The organism is Kribbella sp. VKM Ac-2569 (genome assembly GCF_004216905.1).
Classification (GTDB): Bacteria; Actinomycetota; Actinomycetes; order Propionibacteriales; family Kribbellaceae; genus Kribbella.
In genome coordinates this window covers 205,172-230,210 of the sequence record NZ_SGXJ01000008.1, presented here as the reverse complement: position 1 = coordinate 230,210, position 25,039 = coordinate 205,172, and the positions used below count along the sequence as shown (strand labels likewise).

Annotated in this window: 29 protein-coding genes; 18 read left to right on the top strand and 11 right to left on the bottom strand. The window is 68.4% G+C overall.

Annotated features, from left to right (window positions below):
* Window positions 1-117 precede the first annotated feature (117 nt).
* The gene (locus tag EV649_RS41905; protein ID WP_241999236.1) at window positions 118-363 is read right to left on the bottom strand and encodes a hypothetical protein; all 246 of its coding nucleotides are present in this window, start codon (window positions 361-363) and stop codon (window positions 118-120) included.
* Between the two features lie 53 nt (window positions 364-416).
* On the opposite strand from EV649_RS41905, the gene EV649_RS41900 reads away from it, so the two are divergent.
* Window positions 417-800, top strand: a complete 384-nt coding sequence (locus tag EV649_RS41900; protein WP_241999234.1) for a hypothetical protein — start codon at window positions 417-419, stop codon at window positions 798-800.
* Here the strand turns inward: EV649_RS41900 and EV649_RS39160 are convergent.
* The 3 genes from EV649_RS39160 to EV649_RS39150 all read right to left on the bottom strand — a co-directional run bounded on the left by EV649_RS39160 (window position 797) and on the right by EV649_RS39150 (window position 2,359).
* Entirely contained in the window at window positions 797-1,174 is a 378-nt protein-coding gene (locus EV649_RS39160; protein WP_241999237.1) for a pilus assembly protein CpaE, read from the bottom strand. The genes EV649_RS41900 and EV649_RS39160 overlap by 4 nt on opposite strands.
* 94 nt (window positions 1,175-1,268) lie before the next feature.
* Entirely contained in the window at window positions 1,269-1,637 is a 369-nt protein-coding gene (locus EV649_RS39155; RefSeq protein WP_130388789.1) for a hypothetical protein, read from the bottom strand.
* 17 nt (window positions 1,638-1,654) lie between these two features.
* On the bottom strand, window positions 1,655-2,359 hold the full coding sequence (locus EV649_RS39150; RefSeq protein ID WP_130388788.1) for a M15 family metallopeptidase: 705 nt from the start codon (window positions 2,357-2,359) through the stop codon (window positions 1,655-1,657).
* 177 nt (window positions 2,360-2,536) lie between these two features.
* Between EV649_RS39150 and EV649_RS39145 the strand changes: the two genes are divergently transcribed.
* Together EV649_RS39145 and EV649_RS39140 are read left to right on the top strand one after the other, a co-directional pair.
* Window positions 2,537-3,895, top strand: a complete 1,359-nt coding sequence (locus EV649_RS39145; protein WP_241999233.1) for a histidine kinase — start codon at window positions 2,537-2,539, stop codon at window positions 3,893-3,895.
* A complete protein-coding gene (locus EV649_RS39140) occupies window positions 3,892-4,632 on the top strand; it encodes a response regulator transcription factor (RefSeq protein WP_198682943.1) in 741 nt (246 codons plus the stop codon). Before EV649_RS39145 ends, EV649_RS39140 begins: the two co-directional genes overlap by 4 nt.
* Window positions 4,633-4,780: 148 nt before the next feature.
* Here the strand turns inward: EV649_RS39140 and EV649_RS39135 are convergent, their stop codons facing one another.
* Complete coding sequence (locus tag EV649_RS39135; protein WP_130388786.1) at window positions 4,781-5,797, bottom strand: transcriptional regulator; 1,017 nt, start codon at window positions 5,795-5,797, stop codon at window positions 4,781-4,783.
* A 61-nt stretch (window positions 5,798-5,858) separates the two neighbouring features.
* On the opposite strand from EV649_RS39135, the gene EV649_RS39130 reads away from it, so the two are divergent.
* Together EV649_RS39130 and EV649_RS39125 are read left to right on the top strand one after the other, a co-directional pair.
* A complete protein-coding gene (locus EV649_RS39130) occupies window positions 5,859-7,025 on the top strand; it encodes an epoxide hydrolase family protein (RefSeq protein ID WP_130388785.1) in 1,167 nt (388 codons plus the stop codon).
* Window positions 7,022-8,128: a winged helix DNA-binding domain-containing protein gene (locus EV649_RS39125; protein ID WP_130388784.1), complete on the top strand. Its 1,107-nt coding sequence runs from the start codon at window positions 7,022-7,024 to the stop codon at window positions 8,126-8,128. Before EV649_RS39130 ends, EV649_RS39125 begins: the two co-directional genes overlap by 4 nt.
* On the opposite strand, the gene EV649_RS39120 is transcribed toward EV649_RS39125, so the two are convergent.
* Window positions 8,125-8,487 carry an MmcQ/YjbR family DNA-binding protein gene (locus EV649_RS39120; protein ID WP_130388783.1) on the bottom strand — a complete coding sequence of 121 codons (363 nt, stop codon included), beginning with the start codon at window positions 8,485-8,487 and terminating at the stop codon, window positions 8,125-8,127. The genes EV649_RS39125 and EV649_RS39120 overlap by 4 nt on opposite strands.
* Window positions 8,488-8,530: 43 nt before the next feature.
* Here EV649_RS39120 and EV649_RS39115 point away from each other — a divergent pair, with 43 nt between their 5' ends.
* The 5 genes from EV649_RS39115 to EV649_RS39095 all read left to right on the top strand — a co-directional run bounded on the left by EV649_RS39115 (window position 8,531) and on the right by EV649_RS39095 (window position 14,116).
* A complete protein-coding gene (locus EV649_RS39115) occupies window positions 8,531-9,607 on the top strand; it encodes an alpha/beta hydrolase-fold protein (RefSeq protein WP_130388782.1) in 1,077 nt (358 codons plus the stop codon).
* Window positions 9,567-10,313, top strand: a complete 747-nt coding sequence (locus EV649_RS39110) for an alpha/beta hydrolase-fold protein (protein ID WP_130388781.1) — start codon at window positions 9,567-9,569, stop codon at window positions 10,311-10,313. Before EV649_RS39115 ends, EV649_RS39110 begins: the two co-directional genes overlap by 41 nt.
* Before the next feature lie 11 nt (window positions 10,314-10,324).
* Window positions 10,325-11,560 carry a hypothetical protein gene (locus EV649_RS39105; protein ID WP_130388780.1) on the top strand — a complete coding sequence of 412 codons (1,236 nt, stop codon included), beginning with the start codon at window positions 10,325-10,327 and terminating at the stop codon, window positions 11,558-11,560.
* A 4-nt stretch (window positions 11,561-11,564) separates the two neighbouring features.
* Window positions 11,565-12,434, top strand: coding sequence for an amidohydrolase family protein (locus tag EV649_RS39100; protein WP_130388779.1), 870 nt, complete (start codon window positions 11,565-11,567; stop codon window positions 12,432-12,434).
* A 101-nt stretch (window positions 12,435-12,535) separates the two neighbouring features.
* Window positions 12,536-14,116, top strand: coding sequence for an HNH endonuclease signature motif containing protein (locus tag EV649_RS39095; RefSeq protein WP_130388778.1), 1,581 nt, complete (start codon window positions 12,536-12,538; stop codon window positions 14,114-14,116).
* Between the two features lie 99 nt (window positions 14,117-14,215).
* Here the strand turns inward: EV649_RS39095 and EV649_RS39090 are convergent, their stop codons facing one another.
* The 3 genes from EV649_RS39090 to EV649_RS39080 are packed head-to-tail and all read right to left on the bottom strand — an operon-like array spanning window position 14,216 to window position 16,238.
* Window positions 14,216-14,878 carry a cation transporter gene (locus tag EV649_RS39090; protein WP_130388777.1) on the bottom strand — a complete coding sequence of 221 codons (663 nt, stop codon included), beginning with the start codon at window positions 14,876-14,878 and terminating at the stop codon, window positions 14,216-14,218.
* A complete protein-coding gene (locus tag EV649_RS39085; RefSeq protein WP_130388776.1) occupies window positions 14,871-15,257 on the bottom strand; it encodes a metalloregulator ArsR/SmtB family transcription factor in 387 nt (128 codons plus the stop codon). The genes EV649_RS39090 and EV649_RS39085 overlap by 8 nt, the downstream gene beginning before the upstream one ends.
* Window positions 15,258-15,266: 9 nt before the next feature.
* A complete protein-coding gene (locus tag EV649_RS39080) occupies window positions 15,267-16,238 on the bottom strand; it encodes a methyltransferase domain-containing protein (protein WP_130388775.1) in 972 nt (323 codons plus the stop codon).
* 176 nt (window positions 16,239-16,414) lie between these two features.
* Between EV649_RS39080 and EV649_RS39075 the strand changes: the two genes are divergently transcribed.
* The 3 genes from EV649_RS39075 (at window position 16,415) to EV649_RS39065 (ending at window position 19,504) form a co-directional block, all read left to right on the top strand.
* Entirely contained in the window at window positions 16,415-16,900 is a 486-nt protein-coding gene (locus EV649_RS39075; protein WP_241999231.1) for a GNAT family N-acetyltransferase, read from the top strand.
* Entirely contained in the window at window positions 16,872-17,594 is a 723-nt protein-coding gene (locus tag EV649_RS39070; protein ID WP_157996404.1) for a class I SAM-dependent methyltransferase, read from the top strand. Before EV649_RS39075 ends, EV649_RS39070 begins: the two co-directional genes overlap by 29 nt.
* 101 nt (window positions 17,595-17,695) lie before the next feature.
* Complete coding sequence (locus EV649_RS39065) at window positions 17,696-19,504, top strand: sugar-binding domain-containing protein (protein WP_130388773.1); 1,809 nt, start codon at window positions 17,696-17,698, stop codon at window positions 19,502-19,504.
* On the opposite strand, the gene EV649_RS39060 is transcribed toward EV649_RS39065, so the two are convergent.
* The gene (locus EV649_RS39060; protein WP_130388772.1) at window positions 19,489-20,514 is read right to left on the bottom strand and encodes a putative sulfate exporter family transporter; all 1,026 of its coding nucleotides are present in this window, start codon (window positions 20,512-20,514) and stop codon (window positions 19,489-19,491) included. The two genes, EV649_RS39065 and EV649_RS39060, sit on opposite strands and share 16 nt — an antisense overlap.
* A 160-nt stretch (window positions 20,515-20,674) precedes the next feature.
* Between EV649_RS39060 and EV649_RS39055 the strand changes: the two genes are divergently transcribed.
* Window positions 20,675-21,454 (top strand): GntR family transcriptional regulator, encoded by a 780-nt coding sequence (locus EV649_RS39055; protein ID WP_130388771.1) that lies wholly within the window; start codon window positions 20,675-20,677, stop codon window positions 21,452-21,454.
* Here EV649_RS39055 and EV649_RS42105 read toward each other — a convergent pair whose 3' ends face one another.
* Entirely contained in the window at window positions 21,455-22,369 is a 915-nt protein-coding gene (locus tag EV649_RS42105) for a LysR family transcriptional regulator (RefSeq protein ID WP_130388770.1), read from the bottom strand.
* A gap of 108 nt (window positions 22,370-22,477) precedes the next feature.
* Between EV649_RS42105 and EV649_RS39045 the strand changes: the two genes are divergently transcribed.
* Genes EV649_RS39045 through EV649_RS39030 form a run of 4 tightly spaced genes read left to right on the top strand, consistent with a single transcriptional unit; the run spans window position 22,478 to window position 25,038 of the window.
* Entirely contained in the window at window positions 22,478-23,188 is a 711-nt protein-coding gene (locus EV649_RS39045; protein WP_130388769.1) for an SDR family oxidoreductase, read from the top strand.
* Between the two features lies 1 nt (window position 23,189).
* Window positions 23,190-24,284 carry a YbfB/YjiJ family MFS transporter gene (locus EV649_RS39040; RefSeq protein ID WP_130388768.1) on the top strand — a complete coding sequence of 365 codons (1,095 nt, stop codon included), beginning with the start codon at window positions 23,190-23,192 and terminating at the stop codon, window positions 24,282-24,284.
* The gene (locus tag EV649_RS39035; RefSeq protein WP_130388767.1) at window positions 24,281-24,631 is read left to right on the top strand and encodes an SgcJ/EcaC family oxidoreductase; all 351 of its coding nucleotides are present in this window, start codon (window positions 24,281-24,283) and stop codon (window positions 24,629-24,631) included. Before EV649_RS39040 ends, EV649_RS39035 begins: the two co-directional genes overlap by 4 nt.
* An 11-nt stretch (window positions 24,632-24,642) precedes the next feature.
* Complete coding sequence (locus EV649_RS39030) at window positions 24,643-25,038, top strand: VOC family protein (protein WP_130388766.1); 396 nt, start codon at window positions 24,643-24,645, stop codon at window positions 25,036-25,038.
* Window position 25,039: the final 1 nt, after the last annotated feature.

Genomic DNA, 25,039 nt, shown 5'->3' with positions numbered 1-25,039 from the left:
AACGCCGCCTCGCCCGCATCGTCTTCAACCACCTCACTACCGACCAACCCACCGCGAGAACCACCCTCGCAGCCGCGGCTTGACATAGGAGAAACACATGGGGTCTACGACAGCGGATCACACGGTGATCGGCCACTCCGCCACGGACAAGACGGTGCTGTTCGGCGGGCTGCCGCTGGCCGGGCTGGTGCTCGGGTTCTTCCTGCCGCGGATCGCCGACTGGGCGGCCGGGCGGGAGTGGGTGCCGTTCCAGGGTCCGCTGAGGCTGATCGCGGAGTGGGACAGCTGGTGGGTCGTAGTGATCTGCGTGGCCGTTGGGGTCCTGGCCGGCGTACTGCTGGCCGGGATGGCGCTCGACGACACCTTGAAGGTGACGATCGAGCCAGTCGGTCGAGTTCCTGAAGAACCAGAAAACCGTGACGGTGCCGCGGGTGAAGGTCGCGGTGGCGTTCCTGGACGGGAAGGAGATCGTCCTCCAGGACGCGACGTCCCGCGAGCTGGCTCGGGAGAGGCACGACCAACTGAAGTCCGAGGCGAAGCGGATCCCGGCCGCGTTCCGTGCTCACGGCTACCCGTGGTCGGACTCCGGCGACCCGCACGAGTCCGAGTTCCGCCGCTGGGTCGAGGGTGACCCGGACCTCTCGCCCGCGGCCAACGCGCTCCTCCGGGCCCGCTCCAAGGCCTTCGACCAGGGCGACAAGGGCAAGGCCGACCTACGAGAGCTCCGCACCGACCTGTCCAACCTCGGCTACAGCGTCAAGGACAAGGACAAAAAGCAGTACTGGCGCGCGACAACCTAAGCGCCGAGCAGGTGGATGACTGCTGCGGCGTACGCCTGTTCGGCGTCGTTGGAGGTGTGGGTGCTGTTGGTGAGGGTGACTTTGTAGCCGTCGGGGGTGGCTTCGAGGAACTGGAAGTGCGAGCCGAGGAGGGCGCGGAGCTGCTCCTCGCGCGGGAGCCAGATGACCTCGCGTTGCTCGATGCTGTCCAGGGCCCACTCGGTGGTGCCGTTGAAGCCGATCACCTTGCTGCCCTGGTAGTCGTGCACCTCGACGGTCATGTCGCTCACCACGAACACGTCATCGTCCATGTCCCGGTCCGGTACGACGAAACGATCCCCGGCCGCCGGTGTCCACAGCACCCCGGCCTTGCGCAGTCGTCCGGCCTGCTCCATCGTGATCACCCCTCCATCCTCCCCACGGCACGCAAACTCCGCAGGTCCGCGCGAGCCGCGACCACCGAGTGCGGCTCGAGCGGAGGATGCGGGGTCAGCGGCCGAGGGCGGTGCGGAGCTCGTCGGCGCGGTGCGCGATGCGGTCGCGGCACTCGGTGGTGAGCGGCAGGTCGATCAGCGCGGTCGCCTGCAGATGGCTGAGGCCGAACTCGTCGCGCAGACGCCGTACGGCGGTCGCACGGTCGGCGGAGGCCCGCAGTACCGATGCCACCTCGTCTCGACGCTCGAACGCGGCCAGTACGCCGTCGTAGATCTCCAGCTGCGTATGCGCGGAGCGATCAGGCTCAGTGGTCGTACGCTCGGCCCTGTCATTGGTCCGGATCACCTGGCGCCACAAGGCGGGTACGGCGAGCCGGGCGCGGGTGTAGCGCCGGGTGAGGGGCTGTGCGTAGGTCATGGTCATGTCGGTTCCCCCTTGTATCAATCTGCCTTGGCCACCGCGTGCGGTTCCCGCGGCGGGCACTTCGTGCCGGGCGTTGTGAGCGCCTCGAAGTGCCAGGGTTCGTTGTCGTACCGGCGGCACACGCCGTACCGCCAGCCGTTCTTGTTCAGCCACGTCATGGCGGCCGCCGGACCGATGTCCACGGCCTTGCCCTGCACGTGGGCGGAGTACTTCGGCGGCAGCACCCATCGGGTCGCCAGCTTGTACGACCCGTACTTCTTGATCGCATCGTTCAGCAGCCGCTGCTGCTTCGCGGCGCTGCGCCGGCCGGAAGTGATGCTGATCCTGACGCCGTCGGCCTTCGCGGCCGCGATCGCCTTCGTCAGCCGTGACTTCAGCTTCGGCGAGAGCCCGTCGATGCTCTCCTCACGCGACACCGGCGTCGGCTTCTTCGTCGGTTTCTTGGAGGGCGTCGTCGCGGTCTTCGGCGGCACAGTCGGCGTCGTACGGCGGGACGGTGTGGGGGTTACCAGCTTCGTGGTGGTGGGCGGTGCACCGATCGCGGGCGCGCCGACAGTCGACACCACCGGCTCCTTGTCCGCACCCAGGCCGAGCACGTCGCCGACCTGCGCGTGCCACAGCAGCAGCGCTCCGACGACACCACCGACCCCGACCACACCGATCACGGACAGCAACCGCGTCCGCGCCATCGTGTTCCGGCGCGGCGGCACGTCGTGACTCATGGGGTACAGCCTCTCGGATCCGGGTGTGGCGGCACATCGGTCCCAGGGACCGTTCTCACGTCCCATCTGTAGCCCCTGAGTATCAGTTCGGACGCTGAGCCTCCTCCAAAAGTTGGAGAGCCCGCCCCTCCGGGCAGATGAAGCTTTGGCAAACGAAGGCTGACTACGCTGGGCGACATGATGAGTGTCTGGCGCCGATTGTCGCAGGGGCAGCAGGACTTGCTGCTCGCCGCGGTCATCGGGCTGGTCTGGTTCGCCGTACTGAACCTCATCAACGGCACCGGCCTGCGTCCGCACAACCCGGCCGTCTCGGTCGTCACAGGCGTGTTCCTGGTCGCCACGGTCGCCCTCGTACGGCGGATCCCGCGCACGATGCTCCTGGCCGTCTCGGTGCTGTACCCGTTCCTGTACGCCGCGGCCGGCACCGGCCTCGCGGCACAGCTCGGCCTCACGATGTTCGGTCAGCCCGAGATCAGCGACGCGGCGCTGCAGTCGGAGATCCACCTGGTCCCGCTGCTCGTGGTCGGGTACCTGGCGGCGTCCGCCGGCGTACGGCGGTTCACCTGTCTGTTCTTCACGATGGGCAGCCTGGCCGGGTTGATGATCGGGCTGCCGGCCGTGGTCGCGATCGTCCTCAGCCATGTCAACCGCGACATCCTGCGCGGCGATCGGTACCAGAGCCTCCCGCGGGACGTGCCGAGCCTGTACTCGTACATCGACGTGTCACTGTTCGTGTTCGCGGAGGCACTGATCTGCGGGATGGTGCTGCTCGGCGCGGACGCGCGCCGGCGCCGGAAGTCGGTGGCCCTGCTCGAGCAGCGGAACGCCGAACTGGTCCGGCTGCGCGCGGTCGAGGCGGAGCGGGCCGCGGTCGCGGAGCGGACCCGGATCGCCCGCGACCTGCACGACGTGATCTCGCACCATGTGAGCGCGGTCGTGATCCGGGCGCAGGCGGCGGACCGGGTGGCCGACGAGCGACCCGAAGTACTGCGGGAGGCGATCCGCTGGATCATTGCCAGCGGCAAGGAAGCGCTGACCGCGATGCGGGAGACCGTCCGTGTGCTGAACACCGCCTCGCCGCAGATCGCCGGCGACACCGGATCCGGCGGCGGCACCGCGCCGGTGCCGGACCTGACCGACGTGGCGCGAATGGGTGAGCGGCTGAAGGCGGTCGGGATCGACGTGACGATGGAGCTGCCGCCACGGCAGCGACAGCTCACGTCGGCGACCGACCTGACCGCTGTGCGGATCATCCAGGAGGCGCTGACGAACGTGATGGTGCACGCCAAGGCGAGCGCGGCGCGGGTGACCTGGCAGAGTGGACCGCAGGGCGAGCTGCTGACCATCGACGACAACGGCAACGGCGGGCCGCCGCCTGTGAACGTGCTGGAAACCGCGCGCCGCAAGGAGAGCGGCCGCGGCAACGGACTGATCGGGATGCGGGAACGGGCCACAGCGGTCGGCGGCACGCTCGCCGTCGCGGCCGGCCCCCTGGGTGGATGGAGAGTGCAGGCATGGCTGCCGCCGCAGAAGTGAGCGAGCCGATCAAGATCCTGGTCGCCGACGACCAGGGCGTGATCCGGATGGGCCTGGCGATGATCCTGGACCACGAGCCGGACCTGACCACGGTCGCGCAGGCCGAGAACGGCGAGGAGGCGCTCCGGCTGATCGAGCAGCACGACCCGGACGTCGTCCTGATGGACATCCGGATGCCCGTGATGGACGGTCTGGTGGCCACCGAGCGGATCACGACCGCCAACCGGGAGGCCGGCCGGGCGCGTCCCGCCGTACTGGTGCTGACGACGTTCGACGACGAGGCATATGTACTGGCCGCCGTCCGCGCGGGCGCGTCCGGGTTCCTGTTGAAGGACACCGATCCGGATCTCCTGGTCTCCGCCGTACGGGCGGTTCACCGCGGCGACTCGCTCGTCGATCCGGCCTCGACCCGCGTCCTGCTCGAGCGCTGCATGGAGCTGGAGCGTCAGGTCGACGGCGGTACGGCGATCAGCACGCCGGCGCAACCGGATGCCCGGTGGGCCGGGCTGCTGTCCCACCTCAGCGAACGGGAGCGGGAGATCCTGGTCTGGATGGCCCGTGGGCTGTCCAACCGGGACCTGGCGACCAAGCTGTTCGTCAGCGAGACCACGGTCAAGACCCACGTGAGCTCAGTGCTGTCGAAGCTCGGCCTGTCCAGCCGAGTCCAGGCCGTCGTGGTCGCCTACGAGGCCGGAGTCGTCCGGCCGGGCGAAGCGGATGTGCGCTGGGATTCCTAGGTAAACAGCCAGACCCCGATCGCCACCACGGCAAGCAGAATCACAACGGTCACAGCTTGGCTCAGCACCGACGCCTTCTGGCGCCGGGGTAGGAAGTCCCCAGTCATGCTTCAAGAGTCGCTCGCGAAACCGCGCTACCCATCGGCCGTCAGGATGGTTCTGGTTTACTACCTGAGGATGACTGGTCGTTGCCAGGGGCATCCGAACGGCCAGCCGGCCCGGCCGCGCGGTGCAGCCGATCGGCCAGTGCGGTGAGGGCGGCCGACAGCTCTGGCGCGTCGATGACCTCGAAGTCCACGTCCAGCAGACCGAGGTAGAGCGTGAGCATGTGCGGGGTGTCGGAGCCGACCCTGATCTGGCAGCGGTCCGGGCCGAGCTCCTCGATCTCGACGGGCAGCGGGAGCTTGGCGCGAACGTCGGCGGCGGGTGCGTGCAGCAGCACCCGTGCGTAGTACCGCCAGGTCGCGGTACCGACGCCGCGCTGCAGCCTGGCAGCGACCTCGGCCTCCGGCAGCTCCCGGGGAGTGAACCGCGGGCCACCGGGGATCTGCGGCGTGATCCGATCGGCCCGGAACGTCCGCCAGTCGTCGCGCTCCGGATCCCAGGCGATCAGGTACCACCGGCGTCCCATGACGACCAGCCGGTGCGGCTCGACCTCCCGGCTGCTCGCCCGCCCGTCGTGGCTCGTGTAGTCGAACCGCAACCGGTGCTCGGAGCGGATCGCGGCCGCGATCGCGATCATCACGTCGGCGTCGACCTTCGGCCCGGTGGCCGGTACGGCGAGAGTCGCCGACTGCAGCGCACTCACCCGATGGCGCAGGCGCGGCGGCAGGACCTGCTCCAGTTTGGCGAGCGCACGGATCGAGGTCTCGCCGATGCCCTCCACCCCTCCGTTGGCGGCCGTACGCAAGCCGATCGCGACCGCCACCGCCTCGTCGTCGTCCAGCAGCAACGGCGGCAACGCGGCACCTGCCCCGAGCCGGTAGCCACCGGCGAGTCCGGGCGCGGCTTCCACCGGATAACCGAGCTGCCGCAGCCGGTCGACGTCGGTGCGGATCGTGCGGGTGGTCACCCCGAGCCGCGCGGCCAGCTCGGGCCCGGCCCACAGCGCCCGGGCCTGGAGCAGCGACAGCAACCGGAGCAGGCGAGCCGAGGTGTTCAGCATTTCTCCAGCATGGCCGACATTGCGGAAGAAAGTCTTCCGCAATGGCTTCTACGGTCGAAGCATGACGAACACACAGGAGATCCGCCCGTTTCTGATCGACATCGACGAGGCCGACCTGGCCGACCTCGCGTTCCGGCTCGAACACGCTCGCCGGCCGCATCCGGTCCCGGGAGACGCCGACGACTGGAGCCGCGGCATCCCCGGCGGCTATCTGCACGACCTGGCCGAGTACTGGCGTACGTCGTACGACTGGCGGAGGGCGGAGCAGGAGCTCAATCGCTATCCGCAGTACACGACCGAGATCGACGGGCAGGTCATCCACTTCTTCCACGTCCGTTCACCCGAGCCGGACGCGATGCCGTTGCTGATCACCCACGGCTATCCCGGATCGGCGGTCGAGTTCCTCCGCCTGCTCGGGCCGCTCTCGGATCCGGTCGCCCACGGCGGCCAGGCCGCGGACGCCTTCCACGTCGTCGTACCGTCCTTGCCGGGGTTCGGGTTCTCGACGCCGTTGTCCGGCGGCGGCTGGGAGCTGGGACGGACCACCGCCGCGTTCGCCGAGCTGATGACGCGGCTCGGCTACGAGCGGTTCGCCGCCCAGGGCGGCGACATCGGCGCCGGCATCACCGGGCACCTGGGCGCGACCGTGCCCGACCGGGTGATCGGCACGCATGTGAACAGTGACCGGGGAACGCTCGGCCTGGCGGGTGAGTTCGTGCCGCTGCCCGACGACCTCGACGAGGAGGACCTGGCGGTCGTCGCACAGGCCAAGGCGGCCTGGCAGGCGGGACGTGGCTATCTGGATCTGCAGAACCACACGCCGGACACGATCGCCGCCGCGCTGACCGACTCGCCGGTGGCGCAGCTGGCGTGGATCGCGGAGAAGTTCCAGGCGTGGACGGATCCGGCGAAGTCGCCCGAGGAGTCCGTGGACCGCGACCAGTTGCTGACTCTGATCAGCATTTACTGGTTCCGCCGCGCCGGCGCGAGCGCGGCCCGCTTCCTGTGGGAGGCGGCACACTCGGATCTCGGCTGGGGCGCCAAGTCGTCGGTGCCGGCCGGCTGGGCAGTCTTCAACAGCAGTCCGGTCGTTCGCCGGATCGTCGATCCGGGGCACGAGATCGCGCACTGGTCGGATTTCGCCGAGGGCGGTCACTTCCCCGCGATGGAGTGCGGCGAGTTGCTGGTCGAGGACGTGCGCGCCTTCTTCCGTACGCTTGGCCGATGAACGCCTCGACCCCGGTCCGCGTGCTCAGCCGTCGTGACCTGAACCGTGCTCTCCTCCAGCGGCAGCAGCTGCTGCGCAGGGAGAGCGGCACGGTCGCCGAGTTGGTCGAGCGGCTGGTGGGTCTGCAGGCGCAGGCCCCGCTGGCGCCGTACGTCGCGCTGTGGTCGAGGCTCGAGGGCTTCGACCCGGCCGACCTGTCCGCGCTGATGACGGACCGGGACGTCGTCCGCGGCACGCTGCTGCGGTCCACGATCCATCTCGTCACCGCCGAGGACTGCCTGAAGATGTGGCCGCTCATGCGACCGGTCGCGGAACGTGGACTGCGGGGCGCGTTCGGCAAACGACTGGCCGGGGCCGACCTCGACGCTGTCGTTGCGTTCGGCAGCGACCTGCTGAGCCGGGAGCCGTACAGCCGCAGCAGGCTCGGTGAAGTGCTCGGCGAGCGCTGGCCGGACTGGGACGCGACAGCGATGGCGTACGCCGTCAGCTCGCTGATCGGCACCGTTCAGGTCACGCCACGTGGAGTGTGGGGCCAGACGGGGCCGGCCGCGCTGCAGACGATCGAGAGCTGGCTCGGCCGGTCGCCGGTGCCGGATCCTTCGCTCGACGCGCTCGTCCTGCGGTATCTGGCGGTGTTCGGTCCGGCGAGTGCGGCCGACGTACAGATGTGGTCGGGGCTGACGAAACTGCGTGAGGTCCTGGAGCGGCTCAGGCCCGGGTTGCGCGTGTACGCCGACGAGGACGGGCGCGAACTGTTCGACGTACCGGACGGTCCGTTGCCCGACGCGGAGACGCCCGCGCCGGTGCGGTTCCTTCCGGAGTTCGACAATCTGCTGCTGTCGCACGCGGATCGGCGGCGGGTCAACCCGTACGGACGGCCGGTACCGCTGCCGCCCGGCAACGGCGCCGCGATGGGCACCGTGCTGATCGACGGCGACTACGCGGCCGACTGGCGTCATCATCGCGGCGCCGACCCGAGCCTGCGGGTCACCACCCACGGCCCGGTCACCGCAGCCGAAACCGAAGCCGTCGAGGCCGAGGCCGTGAAACTGCTCGGCCTGATCGGCAGCAAGGACACGCCCGTCGTCGTGACCTCCGCCTAGTCGCCGAAGTACTCCCTCCGGACCTTCTTCGGGACGCACAGCGCCCAGGCGTCGAGGATCAGCTCGCGGAGCTCGTCGTACTCGACGGCGGCCAGGTTGAGCTCGATCCACTGGAAGCGTTCGTCGGACGGGCGGGGCGGGAGAAACTTGTCCGGCTCGGCGGCGAGGGCGGCGGCGCGTTCCTCACGCGGGAAGCCGAGGCCGATGGTCTGCTCGTCGGCCGCGACCGCGAGATAGACGATCTGGCCGACGCGGAACTTGATCCGGTCCCGGACCAGTACCTCGTAGCTGCGCGGGAGGTCCGCGGTGATTTCGCGGATATCGGTGAGATCGACCACCTTCCCACGATAGAACGCCATCACTGACAAAGGATGTCAGTGTTTTCGCCGGTACCGTGGTCGGATGCCTGATGTCGTGAGCGCGGTCGAGGGAGCCGAGGTGGTGTTCCGCCTCGGTGACCCGACGCACGCGTTCACCGGCGTCCGGTTGTGGCAGGAGCTGGGCCTTCCGGCGGAGCTGCTCGAGTTCAAGCCGGTCGACTACGGCTGGGAGCTGCGGCTGCCGCGGCCGTCGGTGCACCGGATGGAGTACCTGTTCGACATCGCCAACCTCGGCACGCGGACCGATCCGACCAACCCGCGTTCGGTCGCCGGGGCGTTCGGGCATCATTCCTGGCTGCCGTTGCCGGGGTACGTCGAGCCCGCCTGGCTCACCGTGCAGCCGATCCCGTCGACGCTGACCCCGGTGACCGTCGAATCTCCGGTCGGGCAGGTCCACGTACAGGTCTGGGCGCCGGAAGGTATCGCGCCGACGTTCGAGCTGCCATTGCTGCTCGCTCACGACGGTCCGGAGTTCGCCACGTACGCCGGTCTGGCGCAGTACGCCGGCGCGATGGTCGCCGGGTCCGCGCTGCCGCCGTTCCGGCTGGCGTTGATCGAGCCGACCGCCCGCAACCTCTGGTACGCCGCCAACCCGCAGTACGCCACGTCTTTGACGCAGTACGTCGTACCGGCCGTGCAGGCGCAGTACCAGAGCCGGCGGCCGGTGATGATGGGGGCGAGCCTGGGGGCGCTCGCGGCGCTGCACGCGGAGTGGAGCTTCCCGGGGACGTTCGCCGGGCTGTTCCTGCAGTCCGGGTCGTTCTTCACGCCGGAGACCGATCCGCAGGAGTCGAAGTTCGAGTTCTACGCCGAGGTGACCGGGTTCGTCGCGCAGGTGCTGGCGGCAACCACGGCGCCGAGTACGCCGCCGGTCGCGATCACCGCGGGGACGACCGAGGAGAACGTGCACAACAACCGGGTGATGGCGGCGCGGCTCGCCGAACTCGGGCTGGACGTCGTACTCGACGAAACTCCGGACATGCACAACTTCACAGCGTGGCGGGATGTACTGGATCCTGAGCTGACGGAGCTACTGCGACGGACCTGGGGTGGGGCTGATGGAACGGGAGCAGGTCGAGTTGGAGGCGCCGGGGCTTGACCGCCGCGGAACGCTGATCCGGTACGGCCATTTCGGCCGCCCGGTGCTGGTCTTCCCGAGCGAGCAGGGACGCGCCTGGGACTACGAGAACAACGGCATGGTCGACGCGGTCGCCTCGCTGATCGAGGCCGGGCGGGTCAAGTTGTACTGCGTCGACTCCTACGACCACGTGAGCTGGTCCGACCGCAGCATTCAGCTCGAGGACCGGGCCCGCCGGCACGAGCTGTACGAGTCCTGGATCGTGAATCAGGTGGTGCCGACGATCGGGTCGGACTCGCCGGGGGTCGGCGACATCATCACGACCGGCTGCAGCCTCGGTGCGTTCCACGCGCTGAACTTCGCGTTCAAGCGGGCCGACCTGTTCCCGGTCGCGATCTGCCAGTCGGGCAACTACGACGCGGCCAGTTGGCACGCGTGGGGCGAGCGCGGCAACGCGACGTACTTCAACAACCCGGCCGACTACCTGCCTGGTTTGTCCGGTGATCACCTGGAATGGTTGCGCAAGCGTCTGTTCATCCTGCTCACCGTGGGTCAGGGTGACTGGGAGACCAACCCGACCGGCTCGCTGCCGTCGGCCCGCGCGACTGACGCTGTGTTGACCGAGAAAGGCATACCGCATGAGCTGGACATGTGGGGGTACGACGTAGCACACGACTGGCCCTGGTGGCAGCAGCAGCTGGCCCATCATCTACCCCGATTCTGCTGAGGAGAGTCCACGTGAGTGATCGTTCACGTCATCTGATCGGGTTGTTGCTGGGGGCCGAGGAGGACTGGCCGCAGGCGTTCGAGGCGTTGCTGCAGCGGGTCGGGCCGGTGACGATCGACGGCCACGAGCACGAGTTCGGGTCCCGGCGGCTGACCATCGAGCCGTTCGACCTGAACGATCCGGTGCGCGTCGGGCTGGTGATCGACCGCCTCGCGTACTGGTACTACCACCCGCGCGAGTGGCTGAAGAAGGCCGCGCTGATGAACGGCACGTACCTGCTGAACTCCCCGTTCACGTTCCAGTCCATGGAGAAGCACTCGGCGTACTGCGCGATGCTCCGCCTCGGCCTGAAGATCCCGCGGACCGTGCTGGTGCCGTACAAGAACCCCCTCGACAACGTGCGCTGGGCGTACACGTCGGCGACGTACAACCGGCCGTTCGACCTGGACGCGATCGCCGACGACCTCGGGTACCCGCTGTACATGAAGCCGTTCGACGGCGGCGGCTGGCGCGGGGTCTCGCGGATCGGGGATCGTGACGATCTGCACCGCGCGTACGACGAGTCCGGCGAGATGCTGATGCACCTCCAGGCGACCATCGAGTACGACAAGTTCGCGCGGGCGCTGTCGATCGGCGCCGAGACGATGGTGATGGACTTCCGCCCGGACCAGCCGATGCACAACCGGTACGCCGTCTCGCACGACTTCCTCAGCCCCGCCGCCGGCCACGAGACGGTCGCGATCAGCCGGATCGTGAACGCGTTCTTCGGCTGGGAGTTCAACTCCTGCGAGATGCTGGTCAAGGGCGACTCGGTGCACCCGATCGACTACGCCAACGCCTGCCCTGACGTCGCGGTCACGTCACTGCACTACTACTTCCCGTGGGCGCTGAGTGCGCTGGTGAAGTGGTCGGTCTTCTGCCTGGCGACCGGCCGGCGTTCGTCGGTGGACCTGCACACGGAGCGGTACTTCGAGATCGCGGACGACACTTCCTTGGACTACGGCGCCAAGCTGAACGCATACCTGGCCCTCGCGGACGAGCACTTCGAAACCACGAAGTACCACGAATGGTGCGCCGCCCACCTGGGCGACTTCGATCTGCGGGTCCGGGACTGGGTAGCCGGCCCCGACTTCGCCCGCATACTCCAGGAGACCGTCGCCGCGACGTACCCGCCGCACGAGCAGGAGAAGTTCATGGCCCACTTCAAGGGCCTCACCGACCTCTGGCTGGCCGATCAGGCAGGCTAGAGGCGTGCGTGACTCTGAAGTACCGGCATGGTGGCGGCGGCTTGGGCTCGACGGGCTCGTGGATGTGCATGTGCACTTCCTGCCGGACCGGATGATGAACGCGGTCTGGGCGTACTTCGACCAGGCGTCCGAGCATTACGGGGCCGACTGGCCGATCACCTACCGGACCTCGGTCGACGAGCGGCTGAAAACGCTGGATTCGTTGGGGGTGCTGGCGTTTCCGGCGCTGATCTATCCACACAAGCCCGGTATGGCCGCGTCGTTGAACGCGTGGGCGCGGGACTTCGCCGCTGTGACGCCTGGGTGTGTGGCGAGCGGGACGTTCTTCCCCGAGGCTTCAGCGGCTGGGTATGTCCGCGAGGCGTTGGAGTTGGGGACCCGGATCTTCAAGGTGCATGTTCAGGTCGGCGACTACGATCCGCGGTCCGGTGAGCTCGACGACGTGTGGGGCCAGTTGGCGGAGGCCGGCGTACCAGTTGTCGTCCATTGCGGTTCCGGCCCGATCCCCGGGCGGCACACCGGTCCCGGGCCGATGGGTGAGGTACTGCGACGGCATCCTCAGTTGACCGCGGTGATCGCTCACCTCGGAATGCCGGAGTACGCCGAGCATCTCGCGCTCACGTCGTACCCGAACGTACATCTCGACACGACGATGGCCCTGACCCCCTTCACCGAATCCTTGATGCCCTTCCCCCGCGACCTGGTGCCCCGCCTGGCCGACCTCCAGGACCGCATCGTCCTGGGCACCGACTTCCCCAACATCCCTTACGAGTACGCCGTCCAACTCACGTCCCTGGAATCGCTTGAGCTAGGCGACGACTGGCTACGCGCGGTCTGCCGGACGAACGGAGCCCGACTACTCGGTTGCCCATAGCAAGATCCACAAGATGTTTCGGCTGTGGATAACAGAATCCCTTGAAAATAAGGAGGTTCTGGCTTTGAAAACTGTCGGTGGGGGTGGCTAGGCTTTGATGCATGGAGAAGCAGCCTGAGTTGATGAGCGATGCGGAGCTGGAGCGCGCTCTCGACCAGGCCGACGCCGACCTGGCCCGGATCGAGACCCGTCGGTTGCGGATCATCGCGGCGATGGACAAGTCCGGGTACGCCGAGCGGGTCGGTGCCCGGGACATGGTCCAGTACGTGGAGTTCCGCTACCGCCTCGACCACGCCCGCGCCTACCGCGACGTCCGCCTGGCCCGTGTCCTGCCCAAGTATGCGGCGGTCGTCGCCGCGCTGCCCGACCCCGATGGGCCCGACGACGGTTCGGTGCCTGCGGTGCTGTTGCGGCCGGCCCAGGCCGAAGCGATCGTGACCGCCCTGGAAAAGGTTCCGACGACGGTGCCGGTGGCCGATCTGGAGTTCGCCGAAGAGGAACTGGTGCGCCTCGCCCGGCACCTGTCGCCGGCCGATCTGCGTGCGGCTGCCGAGCAGTCCCGCGACATCCTCGACACCGACGGCCCCGAACCCGAAGAGGACAAGGCCGCTGCCCGCGAGACCTTGACGTTGAAGACGGCCGACCGCGGCGTCAAGTTCAAGGGCTACCTCGCCAACGAGAACGCCGAGCTCCTCCGCACGCTCATCGTCACCGGCGCCCGCCCCCACAAGACCGTCGACGGGGAGCGCGACCCCCGCTCCCGCGAAAAGCGCCAGGCCGATGCCCTCAGCACCACCTTGACGCTGGCCGCCACCGCCCTCGACGCAGGCACCCCCTCACCCACCATGCCCCGCCCCACCATGCCCCGCACCACGCCGGGCGCCGGAGACTCGGATACCTCAGCGACGGAGACACGGAGCGAGCCGGACAACGGCGCGGTTGGGGTCGTGGACACGGTGCCGGGGTTCGGGGCGAAGGCGAACCTCACCGTCACCATCGACTTCCAGGACCTGAAGGCGGCCACCGCGGACGCGATCGGGCAGACCGTCTACGGCAACGGGCTGTCCGCGGCCACCATCCGCCGCCTCGCCTGCGACGCCAAGGTCATCCCGATCGTGCTCGGCTCCAACTCCGAACCCCTGGACGTCGGCCGCTGCGAACGCCTCGTCACCAAGGCGATGCGCCGTGCCCTGAACACCCGCGACCGCGGCTGCGTGGTCTGCAATGCGCCGCCAGTCATGTGCGACGCACACCACCTGATCTCCTGGATCGACGGCGGTGAGACCAAGGTCGAGAACCTCGCCCTGGTCTGTCGCCGCCACCACACCGACCTGCACCACGGCCACTGGACCATCACCATCACCAACGGCCAAGTCCACGTCACCAGACCCACCTGGGCCGACCCACCCCGGCCACACGAGCCGCCGGGTGAGTCCCCCACGCCCTCGGGTCCATCGGACGGCCAACTCACGTCCACCGGCCACCCAACGCCCCAAATCTCAACCCCACAAGACGATCCGTGGGGTGACACCGCCACGCCCGCAGCCGCCGCACCCGGCGTGAGACCCAGCCGCTGGCACGCCGACGAACTGACCCGCGCGGAAGCCGCCCGGTTCGCCGTCTGGGGCGAGCGCACCCCGAACGACGCCGACACGGGCCCACCCTCCTTCGCCACAATCTGACCCCAGCGGCGCGCGTCCGCACCACGCAGCGCCCAGGACGTGCTCTGCGCCGGCGTGTGGTGTGAGTGCAGCCCCGCACTCCTGCTGCACGCCGCGGGGTCAGCTTCGACAAGGACCGCCGATGGGTGAGCAGCAGCCGTCGCCGCGCCAAGCCTCAATACCTTCGCGGACTGCGACGGCGGCGATGATCAGGCCGGCGATCGGGTCCGCCCAGGACCAGCCGAGGGTTGCGTTCAGGACGAGCCCTACGAGGAGCACCGCGGACAGGTATGTGCACAGGAGCGTCTGCGTCGAGTCTGCGACGACGGCGTTCGATCCCAGCGCCTTTCCGGTACGGCGTTGCGCCCAGGAGAGGAACGGCATCACGATCAGCGACGCGACGGCCAGACCGATTCCGACCGGAGACGTCTCAGGATCGGCTCCGGTGATCAGCGTGCGGATCGACTCGAAGCCGACGTACGCCGCGAGTGCGAAGAATGAGAACGCCAGCAGTCGAAGGGCCTGACGTTCTCGGGACTCGGGGAGCGGGTGGCGGAACTGCCACAGGATGATCAGTCCGCTGGAGACCTCGACGACCGAGTCCAGACCGAACCCGACCAACGCGACCGAGCCGGCCACCAGGCCGGAGGTGATCGCAACAACCGCCTCAACCACGTTGTACGCAACGGATGCACCGGCCAGCAACTGCGCGCGCTTCCCCAACCGCCGGCGCTCAGCAGGATCCACCACCCAAGCGGTCCCCAGCTGCAGCGGTTCAGCCATGGCTGGGCTCCGGTGTGGTGGTCGCGTCGTGCGTCAGGCCGTAGTTCGGGCAGAGGGCGACGGCGTCGCCGGTCAGGCCGAGGAGGCGCTCGGCCGCCGACAGCAGGTCCATCGTCGCCTCGGGGTGCGACAGGCTGAACATCGACGCCCGCCCCTGAGGTCGCGACTCGACCAGCCCGCAGTCACGCAGGCATGCGAGGTGCTTGGAGACCGTCGACTGCGCGAGACCGAGATGTTCGGTCAGGTCGACGACCCGGTGCTCCCCCAGCGCCAGGTGCCGCACGATCGCCAACCGCGACGCATCGCTGAACCCGTGAAACAAACAGCCCGCCACCGCCAGCGCAGCCGTCTCGTCAACCGCAACCTGATCAATCGCCATTCGGCGATGTTATCGTGCGACCGTGGTCCTGGCTAGTCGGGTCCGGGTGAGGATGTAGGCGGTCGGGGTGGCGCCGTTGTATTTGAGGAGGCGTTGGCGAACGAGCTTCAGGCCGTTCTGCCGCTCGATTGTGCTGTGGAGGAGGCGTTTGTCCTCGGTGAGAAATACGGCGCGACCGTCGGCGGTGAGGACTCGGGCGATCTCGTTGAGGGCGGCGGGATAGAGGGTGCGGTTGGCGCGATGACTACCGACCTGCTTGCCGAACGGGAGATTCGCAACCACCCGATCCACACTGCCGGGCGCAAGCGGAAGAGCGTCCGCCGTGCCCCGAGCGAGGGGGAGCGCATTGTCGGCCGCGATCCGGAGTGCGCGGGGGTCGTGGTCGAGGCCTAGGAGATGAGCGGTTGGGTGTTGGCGGCGTACTGCGTGAAGGATGGTGCCGGTGCCGCAGAACGGATCCACGACGCGCTGCCCGGCCCGGATCTTCGCCAATCGGACCAGTACCTCGGCGACGACCAGGTTGGTTGACCAGGGCAACCGTTCCACACCACCGAACCGCCGCGTCCACGACAACGGACCGAACTCCGCGATCCACCCGTCGCCGGACGGGACGAGGTTGACGTCCCAGTCGCCCGGCCGGTTCACCCAGCCGAATCGTTGCTCGGTCGCGCCGATCACGGTACGTCGACGCTGCGGATCGTCCACGCCGACCCGGAACCGAACCGGCTGCGGAAGGGTGCCGAGTACGCCGAATTGCAGCGACTTCTCGGGATCGCGTACGGCGATCGTGGAGTAGAGCGCACAGGCGGCGAGTTCATCGAGCGAGCCGTCGAGCGTGCACTCGACGGTGTCGACGGACGCCTGACGGATCGAATGGATCGAGGCCATCGCGCGGAGCTCCTCGATGAGGAGATCGGTTGCGCCGTCGATGGTGCGCAGGACGAGGTGATCGGTGATGCAGGGCATGACAATGCCGGACAAGAAGGCTCCTGAAGGCTCGCGATCGACAGAACAGTCGAAGCGCGGCGCAGGCACGCCACATCAAGCCGACCCCGTCCAGGGCCCGCCACGACGTACCTACACCTTCAGAAACGCTGCATCGAGCAACAGCCTAGGGCGCGCCGCCGTACCAGCTCACCTGCTTTTACGATGCGGGGGTGAAGCACAGCGTGGAGGAACGGTCGGCGGAGGATCTCGAACTGGGTGAGCTGTTGGCGGCGGCGTACGGCGAGTTGGTCGCGAAGTACGGGGCCGAGGGGCGGTCGCAGGTCAAAGGCGGAGCGCGGTACTTCGTGGTGCTCGACGACGCGCGGCGTGCCGTCGGGTGTGGCGCCGTACAGGCGTTCGGGCCGGACAGCGAGCATCCTGGCGACGGCGAGGTGAAGCGGATGTACGTCGTCCCGGCCGCACGTGGGCGGGGATACGCACGTGCCTTGCTGGCCGCTCTGGAAGCGGCCGGCTACCCCACACTTCGCTTGTCCACAGGCGAGCTCCAGCCCGAGGCGATCGCCCTCTATGAGTCGAGCGGATACACGCTGACAGCACCCTGGGGAAAGTACGTCGATCAGCCTGGAACACGCTGCTACGCAAAGGGAATTCCGGTAGAATTCAGTGGTGACGGGACCTCGCATTTTCACGGTTGACCAGTTGCTCGATGTGCTCGACCAGGTGGTGAGTGCGAGTGGGCGAGGAGACCGCTCCAGCGCCTCCGCCGCGGAGTACTGGACCGGCTTGCTCACCACGCCCGGACATCCGCTCACGACCCAACTCCCGGACGAGCCGCTGGTCGATTGGCACGAGCGAGGCCTGCTCGGAGAGCTCGAGAATGCGCGCGTTCTGGACGTCGGCTGCGGTGCGGGTCGCAACACCAGGTGGTTCGCCGAGCAGGGCGCGACCGTCGACGGGATCGACCTCGCCGCGGACCTCCTCGACACGCTACGGCCGACGATGCCCGCCGCGGTCACGTTGACAGCGGTCGACGTACTGCGTGATCCGCTGCCGACCGGTGAGTACGACGTGGTGTACGACTCCGGGTGCTTTCACCACATCGCCCCGCACCGCCGGATCACGTACCTGCAGCGCGTCCTCCCGCTCGTGCGCCCCGGTGGGCGGTTCGGGATCGTCGCGTTCGCCGCCGAGCGGATGGAGACGCCCAGCGACCTCGAGGTGGTCACGACCGGAGACACGTACGGCGGTGCGACGTTCTCCCTCGAGGACCTCGGCACGATCTTCGGCGCCCTCACCCCGATCGAGCTCCGCGCCGTACAACCGGACCGCGAAGGCACCTTCGGCCCCGACTTCCTCAACGCCGCCCTCCTCACGACAAGCCAGCCCTGAGCAGACCGTTTCCAGTGGGTGGAACTGGCCATTGCTGGGGCTATTCCAACGTTGTAAAGTGCTCGTGTCCCGCCACCGATCAAGCACCACGGGAGACAACTATGTCGCAGCCTCGTGCGGAGTACCCGCGTCCGCAGTTCGTTCGGCCCGAGTGGGTGAATCTGAACGGCGAGTGGCAGTTCGAGATCGACCGGTCGGACTCCGGGCTGGAGCGCGGCCTGCGGGAACGCGAGCTGACCCAGCGGATCGTCGTACCGTTCGCGCCGGAGACCGAGTTGTCCGGGATCGAGGACGTCGACTTCATGGAGGCGGTCTGGTACCGCACCACCGTCACGATCCCCGCGGAGTGGGACGGCAAGGACGCCGTACTGCACTTCCAGGCCGTCGACCACGACACCACCGTCTGGGTGAACGGCGAGGAAGTGGTCCGGCACCGCGGCGGGTTCACCCCGTTCAGCGCCAACCTGCATCACGTCGCCAAGCCCGGCGAGGAGGCGACCATCGTCGTCCGCGCCCGCGACACGCACCGCGGTCCGCAGGCGCGCGGCAAGCAGAGCCAGCTGTACTTCAACCACAGCTGCCTCTACACGCGTACCACCGGCATCTGGCAGACCGTCTGGCTCGAGGCGGTTCCTACGGTGCACCTGAAGCGGCCCCGGATCACCCCGGACGTCGCGGGCTCTAGCTTCCACCTCGAGGTCCCGGTCTCGGCCAACAAGGCCGGCTACACGATCAAGGCCACCCTCAAGGATGCCGACGGGGAGATCGTCAGGCACGAGGTCCGCGCCGACCTCGACCTGGCGCCGCGCCTGACCCTGCAGGTCCCGGCCGACCGCGTCCGCCTCTGGGACACCACGGATCCGCACCTGTACGACGTACGCCTCGAGCTGATCGATGCCGACGGCAACGTGGTCGACGGAGCCGACTCGTACGCCGGGCTGCGGTCGGTGAGCATCAACGGCAAGGCGATCCTGATCAACGGCAAGCACGTGTTCCAGCGGCTCGTGCTGGACCAGGGGTACTGGCCGGAGAGCCTGATGACCGCCCCGTCCGAGGAGGCGCTGGTCCGCGACATCGAGCTCAGCCTGGCGGCCGGGTTCAACGGCGCGCGTCTGCACCAGAAGGTGTTCGAGGAGCGGTTCCTGTACCACGCGGACCGGCTCGGGTACCTGGTCTGGGGCGAGTTCGGCGACTGGGGCTCCGGCGTCGGTAACACCGACAAGGAAAACCAGCAGCCGACCGCGTCGTACGTCGGCCAGTGGCTCGAGGCGGTCGAACGCGACTACAGCCACCCGAGCATCGTCGGCTGGTGCCCGCTGAACGAGACGCACCAGTTGCTGCACGACCGGATCACCCAGCTCGACGACGTGACGCGGGCGATGTTCCTGGCCACCAAGGCCGCCGACACCAGCCGTCCGGTGCTCGACGCGTCCGGGTACTCGCACCGCGTGCCGGAGACGGACGTCTGGGACTCGCACAACTACGAGCAGGACCCGGCCGAGTTCGCGAAGCAGATGGCGGATCTCGTGAACAACAAGCCGTACGGCAACACCGGCGGCCCCGAGGGCAAGCCGATCTCCTTGGCGTACGACGGCCAGCCGTACTTCTGCAGCGAGTTCGGCGGCATCTGGTGGAACGAGGAGAAGGCAGCCGCTGGGAAGAGCGGGAACTCCGCGGACTCCTGGGGCTACGGCCAGCGGGTCGCGAACGAAGAGGACTTCTACACCCGCTTCGCCGGCCTCGTCGACGCGCTGCTCGACAACGAGTTGATGTTCGGCTACTGCTACACGCAGCTGACCGACGTCTTCCAGGAAGAGAACGGCATCTACAACTTCGACCGCAGCAACAAGCTCGACGTACCGCGGATCAAGGCGGTCCAGGACCGCCAGGCCGCCTACGAGAAGGACTGAAGCCCGAGGCTGCCGACCGCGACCAGGACCCAGAGAATCGCTCCGAGGAGGAGCGGCCTGGGTCCTGCGTCGCGCAGCTCGCTCGGGCGTAGTGAAAGGCCGATCGCGGCGAGCGCGGCGGTGATGAGGGTGCTGCTCGTGAGGCTCAAACCAGGCAACCAGGACTCCGGTACGGCGCCGGCCGAGCGGAGGCCCGCGGCGGCGATGAAGCCGATCAGGAACAGCGGAACGAGCTTGCGCCACGGCAACGGTTTACGAATCGATGCCGTGGCGCCTGCATAGGAACCCTCCGCGGCGGCGTCGAGTGCGCGGGCGACGCGGTTCTCGCGGCGGATCTTCAGCGCGACCAGCGTCAGCACGATCGGGATCAAGGTGAGCGACCGCGTCAGCTTCACGACGATCGCCTGGTCGCCGGCCGACTGGCTGTACGCGTACCCGGCCGCGACGACGGACGACGTGTCGTTGACCGCCGTACCGGCCCACAACCCGAAGGCCTCCGAGCTCATCCCGAGCAGGTGGCCGAGGGGCGGGAACGTCAGGACAGCGACGATGTTGAAGGTGAAGATCGTCGCGAGCGCATACGCGACGGACGAGCGCTTGGCGCCGATCGCGGCGGTCGCGGCCGCGATCGCGGAGCCGCCGCAGATCGCCGTACCGACGCCGATCAGGATCTGGGTGTCGCCCCGTACGCCGAGGATCCGGCCGAACAACCACGCGCCGCCGAGGGCGAGCGCCAGCGTGCCGAGCATGACGGGCAACGACGAGACGCCCACGCGCGCGACCTGTTGCAGCGACAGTCCAGTGCCGAGTACGACGATCGACAGCTGGAGCAACGTCTTCGAGGCGAAGTCGTACCCGGGCCGCCAAACCTCAGAACGCAGCGCCGGGATCACACTGCCCGCGATCACGCCGAGCAGGATCCCGAAGACCGGTCCGCCCACGAGCGGCACGAGTCGCCCGAGCGGGACCGCCACGGCAGTTACCAGGAGCACGATCCACAACCCGCGCATCCGCCGTACGGCAGACCCGAGGCGACGGACGGTGGGAGCGGCGGGGTGGGGGTGAGGTGGCCTAACCTCAAGCTGCACCACTAGCCGGTTCCCTTCCGCAAGAAATGTACGTACATTCACGGTAAGAGATGACCGGACATTTGGCAACTGGAGGAACTGGGTGAACGTGCGCAGGCTCGACCGGGCCGGTGGGGATCCGTTGTGGAAGCAGTTGCAGGAGGATCTCGTACGGCGGCTGCGCTCCGGGGAGTTCGATGACGCGTTCCCGGGTGAGCTCGCGCTGGTCGAGGAGTACGCGGTCAGCCGGCATACCGTCCGCCAGGCGCTCGGGCAGCTCCGCACCGACGGGCTGATCGTCGCAGAGCGCGGCCGGCAGCCGCGGGTCGCGACCGCACCGGAGATCCGGCAGCCGATGGGCGCGCTCTACAGCCTATTCTCCTCCGTCGAGGAATCCGGCCTGCCGCAGCACAGCGTCGTACGGGCACTCGATCTCCGCGCGGACGGCGTCGTCGCCGCCCGCCTCGACCTCGAAGGGTCGATCCCCCTGCTCTACCTCGAGCGCCTCCGGTACGCCGGTGACGAGCCGCTCGCCCTCGACCGCGTCTGGCTACCCGCCGCCCTCGCGGAGCCGCTGCTCAATGCGGACTTCACGCACACCAGCCTCTACAACGAGCTGGCCGAACGCACCGGCATCAACCTCGACCACGGGCGCGAGGACATCCGCGCGATGAACCCGAGCCCGGCCGAGCGCGCACTCCTGCACTGCCCCGACGACGCCGCGGTCTTCTCGATCATCCGCCAAGGAACCGCACAGAACCGTCCGGTCGAATGGCGGCACACGATCGTCCGCGGCGACCGCTTCGCCCTCTCCGCCGAGTTCTCCGCCAACGCCGGCTACCGCCTCACCCCAGCCACCACCGCACTGGCCCAGGCCTGGTGATCAGAGCCGCTCGCGGAACGGATCATCCGCGGGCAGCCAGCAGTTCTCCGGGTCGAACTCGACCGCGACATCCTTGGTCAACGCCTCGACCGTGGCGAGTACGGCGGGCCTCTCCTCGTCGCGGCGTACCACCAAAGCCCAGGTCCACAACGGGATCGGGTCGACGACCGGGCGGCGGGCGAAGTCGCGCGGGAGCGGGGTCGCATCCCGTTTCGGCGAGCTGACGACCGGGCGGCCCAAGCGACGTACATGGTCGTAAAAAGCAGGACCGGTGATGCCGTGGTCGTCGATGCGGACCACTGACGCGCCGGTGGCGCGGGCGAACTCGACCGCGTAGATGTTCCACGAGGCCCAGGCCTCGGTGTCCGCGTCGACCAGCACGACCGTGTCCCGCGCCCGCACGGGCGATTCGTCACCGATCGAGAATGCGAACAACCGGTCCGCACCCAGCAACGAGCCGGTCAGCTCCTGCTCGGCCAGGTCGGTCGCGCGCACCCAGCAGATCGCCAGGTCGATGCTGCCGTCCGCGACCCGTCCGGCCTGCGTGTGCGACGGCATCACCCAGGCATCCACGAGCAGTTGCGCGACCCCGGACACTCGCTCCGCCAGATCAGCCGGCCGCCAACTGACGTAGCCCAACCGCACCGGCTCACTCGCCGCGAACCCCCGAGCGGTACGTCGCAACGCGTCGGCCTGCTCGAGCAACGCCCGCGTCTGCGGCAGCAACGTCTCGCCGAATGCCGTCAACCGCACGGTCCGGCGATCGCGCTCGAACAGCCGTACGCCGAGATCGCGCTCGAGCGACTTGATCTGTTGCGACAACGACGGACCGGCGATGTGCAACCGGGCCGCGGCCCGCCCGAAGTTCAGTTCCTCGGCGACCGCCACGAAGTACCGCAACTGGCGCAGTTCCACGCCTGCAGCGTAGTAGGCCGCGCCTCTCAGCTGGGAGCAAACCGGTCGTGGAAAACCGCACATGGTTCGACAACGATCGAAGTACATCCACTAGAGAAAGCGATCATCATGAACAACAGCAAAGTCGCCGTGATCACCGGAGCGTCCCAGGGCATCGGCGCCGGGCTCGTCACGGCGTACCGCAAGCTCGGCTACGCCGTCGTCGCGAACTCGCGCACGATCACGCACTCGGACGACCCTGAAGTGCTGGCCGTACCCGGCGACCTCGCCGAGCCGGGCGTGGGCGCCCGGGTGATCGAGCAGGGCCTCGACACCTTCGGCCGGATCGACACGCTGGTCAACAACGCGGGCGTCTTCGTCGCGAAGCCGTTCACCGAGTACACCGACGAGGACTACGACCAGATCGCCGGCCTCAACCTGCGCGGCTTCTTCGACACCACCCGCCGGGCGATCGCCGCGATGCTGGAGAACGGCGACGGCGGGCACGTCGTCAACATCACGACCACGTTCGCCGACCACGCCTTCAGCACCGTGCCGTCGGCGCTGGCGTCGCTCACCAAGGGCGGCCTGAACTCGGTCACCAAGTCACTCGCCACCGAGTACGCCGCCCGCAACATCCGTGTCAACGCGGTCGCACCAGGTGTCATCCGTACGCCGATGCACCCCGAGGAAACGCACGAGTTCCTCGCCGCACTGCACCCGGTCGGCCGGCTCGGCGAGATCGAGGAGATCGTCGACGCGGTCACGTACCTGGAGAACGCGAAGTTCGTGACCGGCGAGGTGCTCCACGTAGACGGCGGCCAACAGGCCGGCCACTGACATGAAGGAATGGCGCCTGGCGGGTCAGGGTGCGGCGGCATTGGCCGGCGGGATGGGCATCGGCCGGTTCGCGTACACGCCGATTCTGCCGATGATGCACACGCAGGCCGGTCTGTCGCCGCGGTTCGGTGCAGCCCTCGCGACGGCCAACTACACCGGCTACCTCGCCGGTGCGTTGGCTGCGGTGGTCGCGTCGCGGCTCCTCCACTCCCGCTGGGCGCTTCGGCTGTCGCTGCTCATCCTCGCCGCGACGCTCGCCCTGATGCCCCTGAGCCGGAGCGGTCCGCTCTGGCTGGGGTTGCGCCTGATCGCGGGGATCGCGAGCGCCCTGGTGTTCGTGATCGCGGTCAGCGCCGTACTCCCCCGGCTGCACAGCCACCACGTCGGCTGGACGTTCGGCGGTGTCGGCGCCGGCATCGCGCTCTCGGGCGCGGTACTGGTCGGCGGCAACTGGCGTACGGCGTGGTGGATCGCGGCCCTGCTGACGATCGCCTGCACGCTCCCGGCGTGGCACCTGACCGGATCACCGGCACCGCCGGCAGCTGAGCGCGGGACCCGGTCACGGGACTTCGCCGCGCTTCTCACTAGCTACACCTTGGAGGGGATCGGCTACATCATCGCCGGTACGTTCCTGGTTGCGGCGATCAACGAAACAGCCTCCGGGCCGGTCGGCAACGGCGCCTGGATCGTCGTCGGTGTGGCCGCCGTACCGTCGACCGCGCTCTGGGCCCGTCTCGGCCGCCGCTGGTCAAGGTCGACCCTCCTCCTGGCTGCGTTGGTACTCCAGGCAATCGGTATCGCGTTGCCGACGGTTGCGCACGGCGTCGCTGCGGCGCTGATCTCCGCCGCCCTCTTCGGAGCCACGTTCCTCGGCGTCGCCAACCTCGCGATCGCGATCGGCACCGAACTCCGCGTGCCGCACGCGGTCGCCATCCTCACCACCGGCTACAGCCTCGGCCAGATCGTCGGGCCACTGGCGGTCGGCCCCCTACTACACAACGGATATCACCGGGCGCTCCTCGTCAGCGTCGGCGTCGTGGCTCTCGCCGCGGCCGCCGCTCTCCTGGTCCGCCATCCCCTTAGGAGCCTCACATGAACGACATCCTCGCGAACGTCCTGGACCAGTGGAAGTCGGGCATCGACGACCACGATCCCGAACGCGTCGCCGCCCTCTTCACGAAGGACGCCATCTTCCAGGGCCTGCATCCGTACGGCGTCGGTCGCGACACCGTCACGGAGTACTACGAGTCACAGCCTCCCGGCCTGTCACCGCAGTACCGGATCTTGGAGACGCGCGAACTGGGCGACGACCTGCTCCTTGCGTACCTGACGGTCGACTTCACGTTCACCGACCGGCCCACGCTGACCGTCAATCTCAGCGTGCTGCTCCGGCGGACCGACGATGGTTGGATGATTGCCCACTACCAGGTATCGCGGTTGTAGATACTGACTGGATGAGTGTCAAAGAGCTGCGGTTGGTGGTGACGGTGGACGACTACGACGCCGCGGTGGCGTTCTATCGGGACGCGCTCGGGCTGCCCGAGCGCGAGTCCTACACGACAGGGGACGCCCAGGTGATGATCCTCGAGGCCGGTCGGGCGACGCTCGAGATCGCGAATACCGCGCAGGCCGAGTACATCGACGAGGTCGAGGTCGGGCGGCGGGTCGCCGGCAAATTCCGGGTCGCGCTCGAGGTCGCCGACTCGGCTGAGACAACGACGCAGCTGGCCGACGCCGGCGCTGACGTGATCGCCGAGCCGACCCGTACGCCGTGGAACTCGCTGAACGCCCGCCTCGAAACCCCGGGCGGCATCCAGCTCACGTTGTTCACCGAGCTTGACCTCAAGTGAA

Bases quoted from the DNA above. Each gene is read 5' to 3' on its own strand.
- EV649_RS39040 (WP_130388768.1), top strand. From the start codon at position 23,190: ATGAAGGAATGGCGCCTGGCGGGTCAGGGTGCGGCGGCATTGGCCGGC.
- EV649_RS39155 (WP_130388789.1), bottom strand. From the start codon at position 1,637: ATGACCATGACCTACGCACAGCCCCTCACCCGGCGCTACACCCGCGCC.
- EV649_RS39160 (WP_241999237.1), bottom strand. From the start codon at position 1,174: ATGGAGCAGGCCGGACGACTGCGCAAGGCCGGGGTGCTGTGGACACCG.
- EV649_RS39060 (WP_130388772.1), bottom strand. From the start codon at position 20,514: ATGCGCGGGTTGTGGATCGTGCTCCTGGTAACTGCCGTGGCGGTCCCG.
- EV649_RS39035 (WP_130388767.1), top strand. From the start codon at position 24,281: ATGAACGACATCCTCGCGAACGTCCTGGACCAGTGGAAGTCGGGCATC.
- EV649_RS39110 (WP_130388781.1), top strand. From the start codon at position 9,567: ATGGAACGGGAGCAGGTCGAGTTGGAGGCGCCGGGGCTTGACCGCCGC.
- EV649_RS39045 (WP_130388769.1), top strand. From the start codon at position 22,478: ATGAACAACAGCAAAGTCGCCGTGATCACCGGAGCGTCCCAGGGCATC.
- EV649_RS39065 (WP_130388773.1), top strand. From the start codon at position 17,696: ATGTCGCAGCCTCGTGCGGAGTACCCGCGTCCGCAGTTCGTTCGGCCC.
- EV649_RS39085 (WP_130388776.1), bottom strand. From the start codon at position 15,257: ATGGCGATTGATCAGGTTGCGGTTGACGAGACGGCTGCGCTGGCGGTG.
- EV649_RS39130 (WP_130388785.1), top strand. From the start codon at position 5,859: ATGACGAACACACAGGAGATCCGCCCGTTTCTGATCGACATCGACGAG.
- EV649_RS39095 (WP_130388778.1), top strand. From the start codon at position 12,536: ATGGAGAAGCAGCCTGAGTTGATGAGCGATGCGGAGCTGGAGCGCGCT.
- EV649_RS39150 (WP_130388788.1), bottom strand. From the start codon at position 2,359: ATGAGTCACGACGTGCCGCCGCGCCGGAACACGATGGCGCGGACGCGG.
- EV649_RS39030 (WP_130388766.1), top strand. From the start codon at position 24,643: ATGAGTGTCAAAGAGCTGCGGTTGGTGGTGACGGTGGACGACTACGAC.
- EV649_RS39145 (WP_241999233.1), top strand. From the start codon at position 2,537: ATGATGAGTGTCTGGCGCCGATTGTCGCAGGGGCAGCAGGACTTGCTG.
- EV649_RS39125 (WP_130388784.1), top strand. From the start codon at position 7,022: ATGAACGCCTCGACCCCGGTCCGCGTGCTCAGCCGTCGTGACCTGAAC.
- EV649_RS39115 (WP_130388782.1), top strand. From the start codon at position 8,531: ATGCCTGATGTCGTGAGCGCGGTCGAGGGAGCCGAGGTGGTGTTCCGC.
- EV649_RS39090 (WP_130388777.1), bottom strand. From the start codon at position 14,878: ATGGCTGAACCGCTGCAGCTGGGGACCGCTTGGGTGGTGGATCCTGCT.
- EV649_RS39120 (WP_130388783.1), bottom strand. From the start codon at position 8,487: ATGGCGTTCTATCGTGGGAAGGTGGTCGATCTCACCGATATCCGCGAA.
- EV649_RS39135 (WP_130388786.1), bottom strand. From the start codon at position 5,797: ATGCTGAACACCTCGGCTCGCCTGCTCCGGTTGCTGTCGCTGCTCCAG.